The organism is Bacteroides luti (assembly GCF_900128905.1).
Taxonomy (GTDB): Bacteria; Bacteroidota; Bacteroidia; order Bacteroidales; family Bacteroidaceae; genus Bacteroides; species Bacteroides luti.
In genome coordinates this window covers 38355-57247 of the sequence record NZ_FQTV01000007.1, presented here as the reverse complement: position 1 = coordinate 57247, position 18893 = coordinate 38355, and the positions used below count along the sequence as shown (strand labels likewise).

The window sequence follows — 18893 nt, the reverse complement described above, 5'->3', positions numbered from 1 at the left end:
TTTTATGTTAAAAATATATAGAAAGAATTATTTTATTATTAGAACAAGCATAACAATAGTTTGCTGTACTATTGCCACAATCCTTTTATTTTCTTCTTGTACAGAGAAGAAGCGTCCTTTAGCAGCTGCAATTACAAATAGAGATTCCTTACCTCTTATGAAAAGTCTAGATGTAACTACTTTAATTTCCGACTCAGGAATTACACGTTATCGTATCAAGACTAAAGAGTGGTTGATATATGACAAAAAGAATCCGCCATACTGGTCGTTTGAGAAAGGATTACTTCTTGAAAAATTTGATTCAACATACCATGTTGATGCCAGTATAAAGGCAGACACTGCATATTATTATTCTGATAAGAAGCTTTGGGAACTAAAGGGACATGTAGTTATTAAGAATGTACAAGGTGATAAGTTTAACACAGAGCAATTGTTCTGGGACCAAAACCTGGAAAAAGTTTATTCAAGTAAATTTATCCGAATTCAGAAATCAGACCGGATTATTACTGGTCATGGATTTGAATCTAATCAGCAGATGACAATTTACACCATTCATAAGACTAGCGGTTCAATACCGATTGAAGATAAGAAAGTAACCCGACCTGATACCATTATTGTGAAACACTAAAACTATGAACCTTATAATCTATATACTGATTGCAATATTCTTTTCTGTTTTTTTTTCAGGAATGGAAATTGCTTATACTTCAGCAGACAGGTTACGTTTAAAAACAGATAAGAGTGATAAAAATATAAATTTTAAAATTCTCTCTTTCTTTTTTACGAATTCAAAGAACCTTATTTCCATTATATTAGCTGGGAATTACATATCATTAGTAGTTTTCGGCATTTTGGTGGCTCTGTTAGTCAAAACGCATCTACTTATTAAACTTACCAATAGCGGCTTTTTACTCATTTTACTGCAAACTGTTATTGCTGTAATACTAATCCTGATAGCTAGTGAAATAATACCTAAGAGATTATTTAAAAGGTATGCAAACTCTGTTCTTTCATTTTTTGCAATTCCTTTGTTTATCTTCTATATCATACTTTATCCTGTATCAAAAATTTGTTCCGGATTTTCATACGTATTATTAAAGCTATTTGGAATAACAACAGGCAAAGAACCTGATAATAAGATTTTCGGAAAAACAGATCTTGATAACTTTATACAATCAAGCATTGATAAATCAGAAAACAGGAAAGAAATAGAAACTGAGGTGAAGATTTTTCAGAATGCACTAGACTTCTCTTCCATTAAAATACGAGATTGCATAGTGCCCAGACCGGAAGTTATCGCAATTGATCTGGATACAGATTTAGACACTTTGAAATCGAAATTCATCGAGTCTGGAATTTCTAAAATCATTGTTTATAAGGACAATATAGACAACATAATAGGATATATACATTCTTCCGAAATGTTTAGAAATGCAGAAAACTGGAAAAACTGCATTCAGCAGATACCTATTGTTCCGGAAACAATGGGAGCAAACAAGCTGATGAAACTTTTTATGCAACAAAAAAAAACATTAGCTGTTGTGGTAGATGAATTTGGAGGAACAACAGGAATTGTTTCGCTGGAAGACCTGGTTGAAGAAATATTCGGTGAAATTGAAGATGAACATGATACAACATCTTACATTGCCAAGCAAACAGACGACAACGAATATATACTTTCAGCCAGATTGGAAATAGAGAAAGCTAACGAAATGTTTAACCTCGGATTGCCTGAATCAGATGATTATATTACTATCGGCGGATTGATACTTAACCACTATCAAAACTTTCCAAAACTTCACGAAATAGTCAAAATCGGACGCTTTCAATTCAAGATTATAAAGCTTACTACTACTAAAATAGAGCTAGTTAAGTTGAAAGTGATAGAATAATTTATTTTTTTTCAAGAATAAATGAATGCGTATTAGCATTTTTTGTATCTTCGTGCACTTAACGTCTCAAATTAAGAATAAATAAATAAATAACAAATAAAAAGTATTAATTAAAATGGCAACGTTACAAAAAATCAGATCTAAGGGACCACTTTTGGTTATAGTGATTGGTCTCGCTCTGTTTGCATTTATTGCAGGTGATGCCTGGAAGATATTTCAGCCTCATCAAACAAAAGATGTAGGCGAAATAGACGGAGAGACTCTTTCAGCTCAGGATTACCAAAAATTAGTAGAAGAATACACAGAAGTCGTTAAGTTTTCAAGTGGCATGACTTCTTTAAATGATGAGCAAACAACACAAATCAAAGACGAAGTCTGGAGATCTTACGTTAACAATAAACTTATTGAAAATGAAGCTAAGAAATTAGGCTTAACAGTTTCTAAAGCTGAAATTCAGGCAATGATTGATGAAGGCTCAAACCCAATACTTCAACAAACTCCATTCAAAAACCAGAAAACAGGTCAATTTGACAAAGATATGCTGAAAAAGTTCCTGGTAGACTACTCAAAGATGGATAAATCTAAAATGCCAGCACAATATGCAGAATATTACGAATCAATGTTCAAATTCTGGACATTTGTTGAAAAGAACCTGGCTCAAAGTCGTTTAGCAGAAAAATATCAGAACTTAATTTCTCGTTCCTTAATCTCTAACCCAGTTGAAGCTAAAGCTGCATTCGAAGCAAGAGTTAATACTGCGGACTATTTAGTAGCAGCAGTTCCTTACACTTCTATTCAAGACGCATCTATTAAAGTTTCAGATTCTGAACTTAAGGATCTTTATAACAAGAAAAAAGAGCAGTTCAAACAATATGTTGAATCACGCAACATTAAATACATTGATGTTCAAGTTCTTCCAAGCAAAACAGATAAGGCTGCAATTGAAAAAGAAGTAAAAGATTACACAACACAACTTGCAAGTGTAGCAGGAGATTATACAACCTTTATCCGTACTACAGAATCTCAAGTTCCTTTTGCTGATTTATTTTATTCAAAAACAGCATTCCCAACAGACATTGCAGCTCGCGTTGATTCTTCTGCAATAGGACAGATTTACGGACCATATTACAATCAGGCAGATAACACATTCAATTCTTTTAAAGTGTTAGCTAAACAGTCTGCTGCCGATTCAATTCAGTTCCGTCAAATTCAGATTGCTGCAGCAACTCCTGAAAAAACAAAAGCTTTGGCAGATAGTGTATACAATGCTATTAAGTCAGGTAGCGATTTTGCAACTATCGCAAAGAAATACAATGGTACCCCAGAAGCACAATGGATTACTTCACAAGCTTACGAAGGTGCTTCATTAACAGCTGACAATGTTAAATTGTTCTCTACATTATTCAACTTAGGAGTTAACGAAACTGCTAATGTTGCTCTTCCACAAGCAAACATTATTATGCAGGTTGTTGATAAGAAAGCTGTAAAAGACAAATATAAAGTTGCTGTAATCAAAAAGACAGTAAACTTCAGCAAAGAAACATATAACAAGGTTTACAACGACTTTAGTCAGTTTATTGCTGCCAACCCAACTTTAGAAAAAATCAATGCAAATGCTGAAGCTAAAGGATACAAATTATTGGAAAGAAATGACCTTTACAGTGCAGAGCATACAATTGGCGGCATTAAAGGTACTCGTGACGCAATGAAATGGGTATTTGAAGCCAGCAAAGGTGATGTTTCTCAAATGTATGAATGCGGTGAAAGTGATCACTTGTTAGTTGTTGCTGTAACAGGCATCGTTGAAGAAGGTTACCGCCCTCTTGATGTTGTTAAAGATCAGTTGAAAGCTGAAATTATCAGAGATAAGAAAGCTGAAAAGATTATGGCTGATATCAAAGCTAAGAATCTGACAAGCTTTGAACAATGCAAGACTATTCCTAACGTAGTTACTGACTCAGTTAAACACGTTTCATTTGCAGCACCTGCATACGTTTCTGCTGTAAGAAGCAGCGAACCTGTATTAAGTGCTTACGCTTCAATTGCTCAACTTAACAAATTAAGCGGACCAGTTAAAGGTAATGCTGCAGTATTTGTATTCCAACCTTTCAACAAAGAAAGACTGAAAGAAGTATACAATGAAAAAGATGAAGAACAAAAAGTTAAGAATATGGCAGCAAGAACTGTCAGCAGATTTGTGAACGATCTTTATATCAAAGCAAATGTAAAAGACAAACGTTACTTGTTCTTCTAAGAACTGACAAGAAATTATTATAATATAATTTAAGGAGGGGGTGTCCAAGTATTTAGGACACCCCCTTTTTTCATAGATAATCAATCAGACAATTCTACCATAAGAGAACAAAATAAAATATAACATTTAACTTTAATTTATAGATAAATATTGTACTTTTGTTGAATAACTTAAGTAGAAAAGGCTATGAGAAAATTCCTTTATATAACACCTATTCTTCTTTCATTATTAGTTTGCTCATGTGTATCAATCAGTCAGATATCTATTGATAATCTTGAGCCGGCAAAAGTCAGTTTTCCGAAGGATATAAAAACTGTTGCAATCGTTAATAACACAATTACTGATAAGGAAACTAAAGTAACTGAAGAAAGAGGAGAATTAAACCAGCTTATAAGTACAAAATCCACTTTTCAAGGAAATGCTAAATTAACAACCGAAGCATTTGCAGAAAATGTAGCAAAAGCTAACTTTTTCGACGAAGTGATAATCTGTGATTCAGTCTTAAGAGAGAGAGATCTATTGCCACGAGAGTCTGAATTATCACAAAATGAAGTTAAGAAACTAACAACAGATCTTGGAGTAGACATGCTTTTTTCTGTAGAAAACGTTACTATAAAAACAGACCAGAGAACCTACTTTCTTGATAATATATTCCGAAGCACCATTGATGCCACAGTTGCACCAATGATAAAGGTATATCTTCCATCTCGTACAAAACCACTTTTTACTGTTTATCCTGAAGATAAGATATATTGGGATGGATACGGTCTATCTCCAACTATAGCAGAAAGAAATCTAATAACGAAAGACTCACTGATAAAAGAAGCTTCTGCATTTGCCGGAGAACTACCAACAAAAGTTATTTTACCAAGATGGGAAAAAGTTAACAGATTTTACTACACTTCCGGATGTCTTGAGTTAAGAGATGGCGGTGCACTTGTTCGTGAAGGTTCATGGGACGAAGCACTAAAATTATGGCAAACTGCACACGAAAAGAAAAGCAAAAAAATAAAGATGCGAACAGCTTTTAATATTGCTTTATATTACGAATTACAGGATAAAATTGAGCAAGCAATAGAATGGGCAAAAAAAGCCGATCAGCTAATTCGGGAGAAAGAAAACAAAAAAGAAAATATTGGTGAAGAGAAATCAACCCGACTCAACAGTAACGATTCACTAGATTACATTATTATTACAAGGTATTTACTGACACTGAAAGAAAGAATGAATGCTATACAAACATTAAACCTGCAAATGGAACGTTTTAATGGCAATTTTTAATAGATTTTATAGCATGATTAATTTTTTTTTGTACTTTTGGGTAAAATACTGAAAAGATAAATTTATCTATATATGAAATTAAGTGCACAATCGCAATCCCTTATAGAGTCGGCAATAAAAGAGGCTATCTGCCAATTTGCCGGAAATGATGAACAAACTATTGTTACAGATATTCATATACTTCCTAAACAAGATTCAGGTGAATTATGCATATTCAATGATGATGAGGAAGAACTATCTAAAGTTATAGTTGAAGAATGGGTAGAAAATGATACTGAAGATTTTTCTCAGAACGTAGAACGCATTCTCCGCGCTACTCTAAACAAATTAAAGGAAGCAGGAGTATTTGATAATCTAACTCTGCTAAAACCTTATTCAGTTGTTCTTGTTGACGAAGAAAAGGAAACCATTACAGACCTTTTGCTGATGGATGACGACACAGTATTAGTCAACGATGAACTACTAAAAGGACTAGATGAAGAATTGGATGAATTCTTAAAAAAACTACTGGAGGATTAATTCTCTTTTTAAGAATAGAATTGAAAAGGGCACCCATAAAGGTGCCTTTTTTGTTTCATCCCTCACTCCCTCACCTTTTCTCCTAACAAACTATACAACAACCAATTACAAGGTGATGGATTGATTTCTACCATCACCAAACCATCACCAAAAGGCATGAACCCTCACCTTTTTGAACACAATTGGTAGATTTCGGGCTTAATTTGTCTTGAGCAACAATACTGTTGAGTTTGATACTATTTGGTAAAAAACGACTCGAAAAGGTGAGGGACGACGCAAAAAGTGAGGGTTTGGTGAGAGTTAAAAAATCTACCATCACCAGGTAATATACTACATTTTAATGCATCATAAAAAAAGATGAGGGAGTGAGGGATGATTTTCGTTTTTCTATAAGATCGTACAAAAATACAACGAAAAAACATCCTGCCTGCTTTCAAAAATAACAGGCGGGAAGTTTGAAATATTATTCGCCAATAATTTTCAGTTATTCGCCAATGGATTTTATTTATTGACGAATAAATTGAAATCATACACCAATAATTTAATAATAGTTTTGCCTATAAGTAAAAAAAACGTGAATACACCCTACTAAGGCATATCCACGTTTATAATCGGTATATAATATTATTCGTTACTTATTCTCGAATCCTTCAATACTTTCCTTGAGAGATTTAATAATACTTTCGGCATCCGCTTGTTTCTTACGCTCCATTTCAATTACAGCAGCAGGAGCATTATTCACAAACTTCTCGTTGCTTAGCTTCTTAAGTACAGAGTTCAAGAATCCTTCCTGATACTTCAGGTCGGCTTTCAGCTTTTCAATTTCTGCAGCTACATCGATCATATCACCTAATGGCACAGCATATTCTGTTGTACCTACAATGAATGAAGCAGCACCGGCAGATTTATCTTCAACTGATTTTAAAGAAGAGAGATTACACATCTTGGAAATAGCCGGAGTCCAGTATGCAACAGGGTTCTCTCCAATTATTTCAAGTTCAAGTTGATTCTTCTGAGCAATGTTCTTTTGCATACGTATGGTACGAACACCCGCAATAACTTCTTTTGTAGCCTCAAATGAGCTTAATGTAGCTTCATTAGCTGCAGCATAAGAAGGAAGAGTTTGATTCATCAAGCTTTCTCCATCCTTACGATCAGTCAGACATTGCCACAACTCTTCTGTGATAAATGGCATGAATGGGTGAAGCAATCTGAGCAGATCATCGAAGAATTTCAAAGTAATCGCATAAGTTTTTCCATCAATTGGAGCACCATAAGCAGGTTTTATCAATTCCAGATACCAGGAAGAGAATTCATCCCAGAATAGTTTATAAACAACCATCAAGGCTTCCGACAAGCGGTATTTAGAGAACAAGTCTTCTACTTCTGCAATAGCCTTGGTCATTACATTCTGGAACCAATCAGCAGCCAATGTAGCCGCTTCAGAAGGAGCTATTGTTTCGTCTACTTCCCATCCTTTAATCAAACGGAAAGCATTCCATATCTTATTATTGAAGTTACGTCCCTGTTCGCACAACTGATCATCAAACAAAATATCGTTTCCAGCCGGAGCAGCAAGCATCATTCCCATACGAACGCCATCGGCACCGAACTTCTCGATCAAATCAAGCGGATCAGGTGAGTTACCCAATGACTTAGACATCTTACGACCTATCTTATCACGAACAATACCAGTGAAATAAACATTCTTAAACGGCAATTCTTTCTTGTATTCGTAACCGGCAATAATCATACGGGCTACCCAGAAGAAAATAATATCCGGACCAGTTACAAGATCACTTGTTGGATAGTAGTAGTTTATTTCTTCGTTATCCGGGTTATTAATACCATCGAACAAAGAGATTGGCCACAACCATGAAGAGAACCATGTATCAAGGCAATCTTCATCCTGACGAAGATCAGAAAGTTGCAAGTTGGCATCACCTGTCTTTACGCGTGCTAATTCAAGCGCTTCAGCTTCGGTTGCAGCAACTACGAAGCCACCTTTTGGAAGGAAGTAAGCAGGAATACGATGTCCCCACCACAACTGACGGGAAATACACCAGTCTTTCACATTCTCCATCCAGTGACGGTATGTATTTTTGAATTTAGCAGGATGGAACTTAATATCATCGTTCATAACTGCGTCTAAAGCAGGTTTTGACAAATCAGTCATCTTCAGGAACCACTGCATAGACAGCTTAGGTTCAATTACCACATTTGTACGTTCAGAGTAACCAACTTTATTATCATAAGCTTCTTCCTTTTCAAGCAATCCGGCAGCAGCAAGATCTTTAGAAATCTGCTCGCGAACATCGAAACGATCCATTCCAATGTACATGCCACCAGCTTCGCTGATTGTTCCATCCGGATTGAAAATATCTATTGTCTGAAGATTATATTTTTCTCCCAACATATAGTCGTTTACATCATGAGCCGGAGTAACTTTCAAACATCCTGTACCAAACTCGATGTCTACATAATCGTCCATAATGATTGGAACAGCACGGTTCACCAAAGGAACAATTACTTTCTTATCTTTCAGGTAGCTGTAACGTGGATCGTTAGGATTTACACAAACGGCGCTATCACCAAGGATAGTTTCCGGACGGGTTGTAGCTACTACGATATACTTGTTATCTTCGCCTTCAATCATGTAGCGGAGATAGAATAATTTGCTATGTTCTTCCTTGTAGATAACTTCCTCATCAGACAAAGCTGTCAATGCTTTCGGATCCCAGTTTACCATACGAACGCCACGGTAAATCAAGCCTTTATTATAAAGATCTACAAAGACTTTAAGTACGCTTTCTGAGCGTGATTCGTCCATTGTAAACGCTGTACGATCCCAGTCACAGGAAGCACCCAGCTTTTTCAACTGTTCAAGAATGATGCCACCATGTTTATCTGTCCATGCCCATGCATGTTTAAGAAACTCGTCACGGGTAAGATCTGTCTTTTTTATTCCTTCAGAAGCCAGTTTATTAACAACCTTTGCCTCTGTAGCAATAGAAGCATGGTCGGTACCAGGCACCCAGCAAGCATTTTTTCCTTCCATACGTGCACGACGAACAAGAATATCCTGAATAGTATTGTTCAGCATGTGCCCCATATGCAGTACACCTGTCACGTTAGGAGGAGGAATCACGACTGTATATGGTTCACGACCATCAGGTTTTGAACTAAATAATTTGTGATCCAGCCAATACTGGTACCACTTATCCTCAACATCAGCGGGGTTGTACTTACTTGCTAATTCCATATTATATTTTGATAATTTATTAATTCATTGAATATTGCCCGCAAAATTAATAAAAAAAGACGATTAACTGCGAAAGAAATAGCTACTTTTGCTCTTGATTTAAAGAATTACAGACATGCATACTAGAAAAGAACAAATGGAAGCCTTTGGCCGCTTTCTGGATATCCTTGATGAACTTCGTGTAAAATGCCCCTGGGACAGGAAACAAACAAACGAAAGCTTAAGGGCAAATACAATTGAAGAAGTTTATGAATTGAGTGATGCTTTGATGAAAGGCGACAAAAAAGAGACTTGCAAAGAACTGGGAGATGTATTGCTTCATGTTGCATTTTATTCAAAAATAGCATCCGAAACGGATGATTTTGACATAAAAGACGTTTGCGACAGATTGTGTGAAAAACTTATCTTTCGTCATCCGCACGTGTTTGGAAATGAGGTTGCAGAAACATCCGGACAGGTCTCACAAAACTGGGAACAGCTAAAATTAAAAGAAAAAGGTGGCAATAAATCAGTTCTAAGTGGAGTGCCAGCCTCTCTCCCATCGCTAATCAAAGCATATAGAATTCAAGATAAAGCACGAAATGTAGGATTCGATTGGGAAAAGAAAGAGCAGGTATGGGATAAGGTAAAAGAAGAATTTGATGAACTGCAAACCGAAATTTCATCCATGGATAAAGATAAAATAGAAGCAGAATTGGGTGATTTACTCTTCAGCATTATCAATGCAGCCCGTCTTTACGGAATAAATCCCGATAATGCACTTGAGCGTACTAACCATAAATTTATCCGTCGCTTTACTTATTTGGAAGAAAATACCATAAAACAAGGTCATAATCTGAAAGATATGTCTCTTGAAGAGATGGATAAATACTGGAACGAGGCAAAGAAAAAAGGATTATAACATTATATATAAAACAAAATGACCCGATGCATGATTTTTAAATCAAACATCAGGTCATTCCCCCCTTAAACTAAATCCTATTTATAACTATTAACCTTCATTATTGTAGAAAGAATCCTTTGTTTCAATTCCTCCTTTTCTGTGGAACTAATGCCCGGCTTATCATCCTCATTTAAGAGTATCTGTCTCGCATTCCGTGCCAAAGATTCCTTTTCGGGATTACATTTAAAATAATCATCCCAATGCTTCTTCAATGAAGAAGTCTGCTCGAAAACATAACAAATAAAACTATCATTTGTTAAGAAGTCTTCTATATTGTTAAGTTTATCTTTTCCCACTTTATCATATAATTTATTGATATAATAAAAAAACGAATAAAGAGAGAAGTTGTACTCATTATATTCTATAAAAATATATTAAACAGCAATACTTCTGAGTTTTAATATTCCACGATGAATTAAATTTCGCACTGACTGATAATTCATATCCATCAACACGCAAATATCCTCATACTTTTTTTCTTCGATATAATACAGTGTCAGAGCCTCTTTTTGTCTTGGCGGAAGCTGATTTAAAAGGTATTTCACCTTTTCATTTGAGACACAATCCATCTCAAAGTTAATATAGTCGTCTTCCACATTTTCTGAAGCCACAGGATTTAATTCCTCAACAGCCTGATCTGAGTAATTAATTCTTTTGCGGCTTTCATCGCACAATTTATTTTTCAATGAAATGAATAGATATGATTTAAAATTTGCTATTTCACTAAGATCTTCGCGTTTACTAAAGATCTTAATAAAGACATCGTGAATGCAGTCTTTTAAAAGCTCTTTATCTGTGGTTAGGCGACAACCATAATTAAAAAGCATATTCACGTGCAAATCGTATAATCTGGAGAATGCTTTAACATCTCCTGATACTAAAAGGGAGAGTAACTGCGACACTTCAGTATCGACACTTATACAATCCATTCTATTCTCATCTTGTTCCTTCATGATATTCTTTAAAAAATTAAGCATTGCCCCCTTGAAGAGACAATGCAAAACTAAAGCTATGAAGGGTTTTATTTAGGGAATATTTGATTATAGAATAGAAATAATTGATAATCTGCTTTACAACATATTTATGGCAAATATTCCCATTTTTTCAATTCTATAAAGCCTTAAACCAATATACAGAAGGAGCATTAGAATTTCCTTTAAACTGGTAAGAATCACCACCTTTCAACTTCTTAACAAGAGTTGTAACTTTACCACTCTTTATATCAATTTGTTTAAGTGAATATGTACCGGCAGCCAGTGGTAAAGCAAAATTTTCTTTCGATTGGGAATAAACAATCACTCCCAAACCGGTTTTTTCCAATTTATAATATCCATCTGTACCTGTTTTTTCTACATGCATTTTTGCTGCATCATTTAAAAAAGAAGGATCATTTATACCTGGTAACACTGGTAAAGATCCTCCGGCCATAAATACAGCCCATGCCATATCAGGATAATTCTGAGCATAAAAAGTCACAGCTTTTTCCGGATACTTTTCTCTGTATTCGCTAACAGCTTTATAAGCTTCATTGAAGGTTACCTTGCCAACTTTCATCTGACGTGCATGTTGTCTTGGAGCTAAATTCTTTCCACCTTCGGGAGCATAAGTTGTTCCATCACTTTTATAATGCCAGTATCTTATATCTATAATATCAACCAAAGCAGAACGCTTTTTGTCTTTAAGGATAGCATCCTGAACATCTTTTGTTGTACTAAGAGCAACTGTTGCATGCTTACCTGTTTCCTTTTCCCATGCACCAATTTCATCCAACCAGAATTCAACAAAGTGAAGAGGACCAGTAAATTCTGCACTAATTAGCTGAACCACGTTCTTATTATCTGCAAAATTATTCAGACACTGACGAATGTATTTTTTATGAAGTTCTCTTCTTACAGGATGAGATATGTCATAAAAACGGTCGGCCATAAATATTCTCTTATCACCTGTAAAAGGAACTGGTTCCGGAAAATCAGTGTCATTAATATTATTAGCTGAACGCCATGGACAATCTACCCAGTGTGCACCAGCTTCAAGAATATTGTGCTGGAAATAATTTTCATGGAAAAGAAGTAATCCTTCCTTGTCCGATTGATTAGCAAATTCTTTCAGTCGTCCCCAATACCATGCATTAGGTTTGGTTAAATCGTATTTTGACAATCCTTCCCAAGCAGAACTTTCACCACTTCGTCCAAATGGCTGTTCATAGAATGGTCCCCATACATCTCCTGTTCTACGGCGGGTACGTTCATGGTCGTCTCTTCTTCTGTCGTACCACAATCCATAATTATGATCTAATACAGTTATCTTTTCATTCTTCATGAAGTTCACAACAGAATCAATACGATCGGTAAGACCTAATCCTTCTCTTCCCGGAACAAATCTGGTAATATGTGGTTTTGCCTTATCCAGATAGTTAGTTCTCAGTTTACCACTCCACCAAGGTACTTCAAAACGATTACCTGTAAGAAGCTCATTGTTTACTACTATTCTACCGTCTTCAACTGACATTGTTTTCATTGAAGGAGCTTTTTCCTTTTCTACCTTTAGTGATGAAGCCAGTTTTAGTTTATTTTGATCTGCAGATACCAAAAGTGTATCTTGTTCAATCCAATGACGCAGTGTCAGTTTTGGAGTATAAGCTTGTTTTGCCATTTCTGCTGCAACAGCAAGAGTAGGACTACTGGAAGCTTCAGTACTAACTGGCAAAATACGAGCTCTTTGAGAACAATCTTTGCCTAGTCGTTCTGCCAATTGAGAATAGAAAATGCTTCTTGGCTGAATATGGTTATTTGACTCATTCCATTCACCATCTCCTGAGAATTGAGCCCAGCATCCGTATGCTCTGTTCATTGCATCTTTTGCAGGAGAATAACATTCTATTTCAGCCGCAGAACATTGCCAAAAAAGACTGTTTGATGTTCCCCAGCCTGCACCATTGAAATCTTGTCCCATATTCTTGAACGAAAGATTATTGCCATCAACATTAACTATATCAAACAATAATCCGCAAGCCCAGCTATCGATAGCTCCACTAAAACCGAAAGATTCTTTTGATTCACATTGCACAAAGGCATTTGGTCCGGGAGCACAGTAACCAGCTCCGAAATCGTGAATACCATGTTCTGAATAGCAGCGTTGGAAAAGAGTTTGTTGTCCCATTGTGAGGAAAGTATTTCGGCGTAATCCTCCAATTTCAGAAACCGGGTCAGTTGAGATACAATCTTCTACTGTTACTTTTGATGCTGTTCTTTGAACAAATACAGCGCTTCCGGCAAAATATCTGAATGAAGCATGACGAACCCAGCAATTCTCAGCATTTTCAATGGATACACCAGTCCAGCAATGATCTTCATCTTTCGGATATTTTTTATTATACTCAGATTCAAAAGAGATATTTTCTACACCAGAATCAGAGATACGACCATTCCAATGATATAACAACACCTGAGCTTTACCCTGTTGAGCATCAACAGCCATTGTTAACGGAACATCCAATTCTACATTTCCATTATTCAAACTGGAAATTGTTCTGTCCCAATACATTTCAATATCACCAGCTTTCCAGCCTAAAGCAGTAATGCCTCCACCAAAATGCTCGCAGCCTAAACTTTCAATCCATTTGGTTGTTGAAGGACGATAGATCATCACTCTATCTCCTTTTTTCAGTTTAGAAGTTGAAGCTACAGCAATTGTACGTGAATTAACAGGAATATAAGAAGATGTAACTGAAAGTGTATCAGTCACAGAAAAATCATTTTTTCCTTCGACATAAACCACAGCACCTCTATCTGAGCCTCTTTTAACTAAAACAGTCTGGTTTTTGTCAGCTCCGCGTAACACAACACCCGATTTAGAAATGAGCAGAGATTTATCTAAATGGAAAACACCTTTACCTAGTAAAACTGCTCCTCTGAATCCATTTTTGTCAGGAGCCAAAGAAGAAACATAATTTATAGCTCTTTGAATTATTGAAGAGCAATCGCCTTCCTGACTAGAGACAACTATTTTATTAGGCACCTCTGGTATATCTTTCTCTGAACTACGATATCCACAATAGGAGAAATCAAGAACTCTATTGTTTTTATCATCTACATTATAGGAAATTTTACCATCTTTCAATGTCATTGAAGTCTTTTGAGCAAAAAGACTTTGCACTGCAAATGTGCAAAAAAGGCCTACAAGTATATTTCTTAAAGCTATTCGAACTATCCTCATTATAGTAAACTTTTATTTGGGTTAATGAATATAATTCTAAAACGAACAGAAAAGCCTTTTGTAATCAGTATTTCACGATTTTCTATAAGTATTCATGTATTCGCGTGGAGACTGATCATATTTCTTTCTGAAACATTTACCGAAATATCCCACATCTTTAAAACCAACAGCGAAAGCTATTTCCGAAATACTTAAATCGGTGTTCTTAATCATCTCAATTGATTTATTCAGTCGAATTTCTTTAACTAAGTCTACAGGAGCAAGTCCGGTGAGACTTTTTAACTTCTTAAAGAAAGATGAGCGACTTAAACCAATAGTAGAAGCAATAGTATCGATATTAAAATCACTGTTATCAAGATTATCTTCAATAACCTGATGGATTTTCTCTAATAGCTGAACATCTTTCTGAACAAGGAATTGCTCATAATCAACCGATGGTTCCTCATTATCTTTTTTCCAAAGCCTTTCCTGGAATAGTTTTCTTTCTCTTAATAGCTGTTCTATGCGAGCTACCAGATAATCCTTACTGAAAGGTTTTGTTATATAAGCATTTGCTCCAAGACTAATAGCTGTAGTCTTAGCTTCATCGCCACTCTTGGCAGTAAGTATAACTACCGGAATGTGACTGATCTTAAAATCTTTCCTGATACGCTGCAACATTTCCGTTCCATCCATCTCCGGCATCATCTGATCGGTTACAACAATATCCGGATGATACAGATGAACCTTCTTCAAACCTTCAACTCCATTATTCGCGATGTAAATACGGAACTGATCTTCCAATTGCATCTTTATCAGATTACATAAATCCTTATTGTCTTCTACAAGCAATAAGCTTGGCAATGTAGAATTGTCTTTGCTCAAATCGTCTTCCAGCTCATCCTCTTCTTCATTTCTGTTTGTATCCAGAATTGCAGTTTCCTGAGGAAGATTATCAACCTGATCACTGAAATAGAAATCGACCTCGTCAGGTTTGAAATGTTCTTTGCCCAACAATAGTTCTACTGTAAATGCCGACCCTTTAGATTGCTCACTTTCAACTGTAATCTGTCCGTGATGCAAATTCATCAGTTCTTTAGAAAGAGCCAATCCGATTCCGGTACCTTTATAGGTAGTATCTTTTGCATTATCACCTTGTGAGAAACGCTCAAATATTTCAGTAAGTTTATTCTGAGGAATACCAGTACCGGTATCTTCTACTCTAACAAAGCAAGCTTTTCCGTCAGGAAGAAGGCCAACTGTAAGAATTATACTTCCACCAGAATGGGTAAACTTAAATGCATTCGAAAGAAGATTACGGATCACGATTTCCAACTTTTCTTGATCTGCCCACACAAAGATGTCACTGTCATTGTACTGACAGGTATAACTAATTTCATTTTCTTCAGAAAGAACTTCAAACTCTTCGCTCAGATGTTCAATCATCGAATTCAGATTTATCAGAGAAACATGCAAACGCATTTTTCCATTTTCTATCTTTCTAAAGTCGAGAATCTGATTCACCAGATTAAGCATCTGATCAGTACTTTTTTCCATTAAATCAATGTATCGGGCTCCTTTGTCGGATAACTTTTCTTTCTCCCGTAACTCCTGAATAGGCCCCTTAATCAATGTCAAAGGCGTACGCAGCTCATGTGATATATTGGTAAAGAATTTAATTTTCAATTCTGCAAGTTTCTGTTCAATATAGATGTCATTCTTTATCTTTATCATAAAAAAGACAAACTTCATAACTCCATATAATAAAGCCAGGAACAATATAACATAAATTACATAGGCAATATCAGACCTCCACCAAGGTGGAAGAATTATAATTTCTAATGTTCTTTCAGAAACAAAAGAAGGATTTGCTTCGTCGATTGTTCTTACCTTAAACAGATACTTTCCCGGAGGTACATTTGTATATGAAGCAATCCGGTTCTTTCCATTAAAGTGCCATTCCTCTTCGTATCCCTGAAGTATATACTTATAGCTGATGCGATTCTGATTATAATAGTTTAGTGCAGCAAACTCAATTGTAAACATAGACTGATTGTGCTTCAGAGTTATAGTTTTAAGCTCTTTCACTGATAATCCATGTTCGCCTGTATTCAATGAATTGTAGTCCTGATTAGAAACTTTAAAATCAACAATAAAAGTTTTATTTGCAAAATTATATGTTTCAAGTCTGGATGGGTCAAACTTTATTATACCATCTTTACACCCAAACCATAGCTGTCCGGATGCACAACGTAATGCACACTCCTCTTCCATTTTTACCGGAATAAAGCCGTCATACTTATCAAAGTTACGGAAAGATTGTGTTTTCATATTAAAACGGGAAATACCCATTTCGGTAGCCAACCAGAGATTACCTTTTTTATCCTCCACTATAGACAGGATAACATCACTTTTCAATCCTTCCTTCAGGCCATACGATTGGAAAACAGGCATTCTGGTTTCATGATCATAGCTAATAAGCTTATTTAATCCTCCTCCGAAAACACTTACCCATATTTGTGATTTCTTGTCTTTGTATAATGCATATATATCATTATCTGAAATATCTGATCTATTCTGATAAACCTCAAATTTTATTTTATCAGCTCTTTTGAAGTTTCCATCAAAAGACATCAACCCATCACTGGTACCAACCCATATACGTCCTTCGGAGTCTTCGATCATATTCCGAATCTCCATATACATGCCATTGGATGGATAATAGCTAAAGCAATTATACTTATGTCTGAAGATGACTCTACCATTTTCTTCCTCCAGTAAATTCAGACCACCACCGAACAAACCAGCCCAGATGCGCCCTTTACTATCTTGATAAGAACAATAAACCTCATTACTGCTAATTGAGTTCGGGTTATCTTCTTCATTCATAAAACGGGTAAAACGGAATCCCAATTTTGATGAATTATCAGGTTCTGCCTTTACAAGTCCTTTTCCTTTGGTTGAGAACCAGAGATTACCCTGGTTATCTTCCATTATATGGTATACATTTCCAATATTGTAATTACCCTCAAAGAACTTTTGCTTTAAAGCACCATTTCTAGCAGTTCTATAGACTTCCGAATTACGGGTTCCTACCCATATATCACCATTCTTTGCTTCAAACAAAGATTTAACTCCCACTTTACAGACTTCGGCATCTGTAGTTTTGTTTTCAAAGCTACACGGAGAAAAAAGAGAAAATTGTTTTTTAGGAAAAGTAATTTTATAAATACCATTGTCTAAAGAAGTAACCCACAATACACCGTCTTTGTCCATTAATAAGTTACAAAGTCTGTTCCCTTTTTCGAATTTAAGGAACTCTTCAGAATGATTTAAGTAATCCTCTGTAAGTTTATTACGATCTATCCGGACTAAATCACCTGATGAAGTAATAAAGAACATCCCATGTTCTTTTCCGTCTTGTTCCTGAATTTCTTCATTTACAAGACCATCCTGAAAAATGAACTGCTTAATCTGATTATTTACCGGGTTATAATATACAACTCCTTTCTTTCCAAGAACAAACCATATTTTTCCGTAACTATCACTAAATAGCTTCACAACAGGTTCTTTAACCTGAGGAGTGAATAACTGTTTGAAAGTCTTTTTCTTCAGGTCATACAAATAGACACCTTTATTAGCAACAGAAATATATATCTTTGTTCTGTTTTCAATAAAGATATTCTCAATAGCTCCTTTACCGGATAATATTTTTATTGGGATGATACGTCCGTTATAGAGGGTTATCAGATAAATATTACCTTGTTTGTCACCTACCCATAAAACACCTTTATTCTCGTATGCACATGATAATTCTGTTTCGGGAGTAACACCAAGTCCTTTCAATATAAAATCTGATGGCTTAGATTTTAAGGAATTTCCTTTAGGGCTGGACAGAATTTTGTAATCTGTACCAATCCAGCTGATATAATCCTTACTTTCGCACAATAGATTTTTCTTCAGCTTTGTATTGCCAGCCTTGACTTTTGAGTTGTGAAGGAGAATAATATTAAGTTTGCCATCCTTGTTGGAGGAAGCTTTTAATAAGTCTTTGTTTTTTGTTAATAATAAAATTTCTCCGTCGGCTGTTTTCTGAATCTTAATAATCTGAGAATTTACTGAGTAATTTTTTCTCAGTTCATTAAACACGGAGTAAAAGCACTCTTTGTGCTTATCAAAAAGATAAAGCTTGTGGTCAACGGTTTTGACCCATAAGTTACAGCTTTTATCTTCTATTATTTTTTGGATTTTTCTGGGAGGTATATCTGTGTAGTAGAGATTCCGACTATTGTATGTTTTAAACTTCTGTCCATCGAAACTGCATAATCCATACCAGGTGCCAAACCATACAAAGCCTTCTGAATCTTTGATCGCACAATTTACAATTTCATGAGGAACTCCATTCTCAACTGAATAATGCTCAATAATTATGTTATTGCTTGCTGTCGCAAAACGACAGCAAAATAACATAATTATAAGCACCAAATATTTATTCATGTCTTCTGTCTGTTTTATTTAAGTATTGAGGTCAAAGTTAAACAAAGGCAG

Annotated in this window: 11 protein-coding genes; 6 read left to right on the top strand and 5 right to left on the bottom strand. The window is 35.5% G+C overall.

Annotated elements, in window-relative coordinates; all coding sequences use genetic code 11:
- Positions 1-4: 4 nt before the first annotated feature.
- The 5 genes from lptC to BUC21_RS07870 all read left to right on the top strand — a co-directional run bounded on the left by lptC (position 5) and on the right by BUC21_RS07870 (position 5946).
- Entirely contained in the window at positions 5-628 is a 624-nt protein-coding gene (lptC, locus tag BUC21_RS07890) for an LPS export ABC transporter periplasmic protein LptC (RefSeq protein WP_394332752.1), read from the top strand.
- A 4-nt stretch (positions 629-632) separates the two neighbouring features.
- A complete protein-coding gene (locus BUC21_RS07885) occupies positions 633-1892 on the top strand; it encodes a hemolysin family protein (protein ID WP_073400999.1) in 1260 nt (419 codons plus the stop codon).
- Between the two features lie 115 nt (positions 1893-2007).
- Complete coding sequence (locus tag BUC21_RS07880; protein WP_073400997.1) at positions 2008-4146, top strand: peptidylprolyl isomerase; 2139 nt, start codon at positions 2008-2010, stop codon at positions 4144-4146.
- A 186-nt stretch (positions 4147-4332) separates the two neighbouring features.
- Positions 4333-5427: a DUF6340 family protein gene (locus BUC21_RS07875; protein WP_073400995.1), complete on the top strand. Its 1095-nt coding sequence runs from the start codon at positions 4333-4335 to the stop codon at positions 5425-5427.
- A 72-nt stretch (positions 5428-5499) separates the two neighbouring features.
- Positions 5500-5946: a hypothetical protein gene (locus tag BUC21_RS07870; RefSeq protein WP_073400993.1), complete on the top strand. Its 447-nt coding sequence runs from the start codon at positions 5500-5502 to the stop codon at positions 5944-5946.
- A gap of 631 nt (positions 5947-6577) precedes the next feature.
- Here the strand turns inward: BUC21_RS07870 and BUC21_RS07865 are convergent.
- Positions 6578-9208, bottom strand: coding sequence for a valine--tRNA ligase (locus tag BUC21_RS07865; protein ID WP_073400992.1), 2631 nt, complete (start codon positions 9206-9208; stop codon positions 6578-6580).
- Positions 9209-9323: 115 nt separating this feature from the next.
- On the opposite strand from BUC21_RS07865, the gene mazG reads away from it, so the two are divergent.
- Positions 9324-10109 carry a nucleoside triphosphate pyrophosphohydrolase gene (gene mazG / locus BUC21_RS07860; RefSeq protein ID WP_073400990.1) on the top strand — a complete coding sequence of 262 codons (786 nt, stop codon included), beginning with the start codon at positions 9324-9326 and terminating at the stop codon, positions 10107-10109.
- A 77-nt stretch (positions 10110-10186) separates the two neighbouring features.
- On the opposite strand, the gene BUC21_RS07855 is transcribed toward mazG, so the two are convergent.
- From BUC21_RS07855 to BUC21_RS07840, 4 genes are all read right to left on the bottom strand, one after another.
- Complete coding sequence (locus BUC21_RS07855) at positions 10187-10447, bottom strand: hypothetical protein (protein ID WP_073400988.1); 261 nt, start codon at positions 10445-10447, stop codon at positions 10187-10189.
- A 78-nt stretch (positions 10448-10525) separates the two neighbouring features.
- Complete coding sequence (locus BUC21_RS07850) at positions 10526-11104, bottom strand: RNA polymerase sigma factor (RefSeq protein WP_073401199.1); 579 nt, start codon at positions 11102-11104, stop codon at positions 10526-10528.
- 157 nt (positions 11105-11261) lie between these two features.
- Positions 11262-14366 (bottom strand): DUF6298 domain-containing protein, encoded by a 3105-nt coding sequence (locus BUC21_RS07845; RefSeq protein WP_073400986.1) that lies wholly within the window; start codon positions 14364-14366, stop codon positions 11262-11264.
- A gap of 72 nt (positions 14367-14438) precedes the next feature.
- A complete protein-coding gene (locus tag BUC21_RS07840) occupies positions 14439-18842 on the bottom strand; it encodes a hybrid sensor histidine kinase/response regulator transcription factor (RefSeq protein ID WP_073400984.1) in 4404 nt (1467 codons plus the stop codon).
- Positions 18843-18893 lie beyond the last annotated feature (51 nt).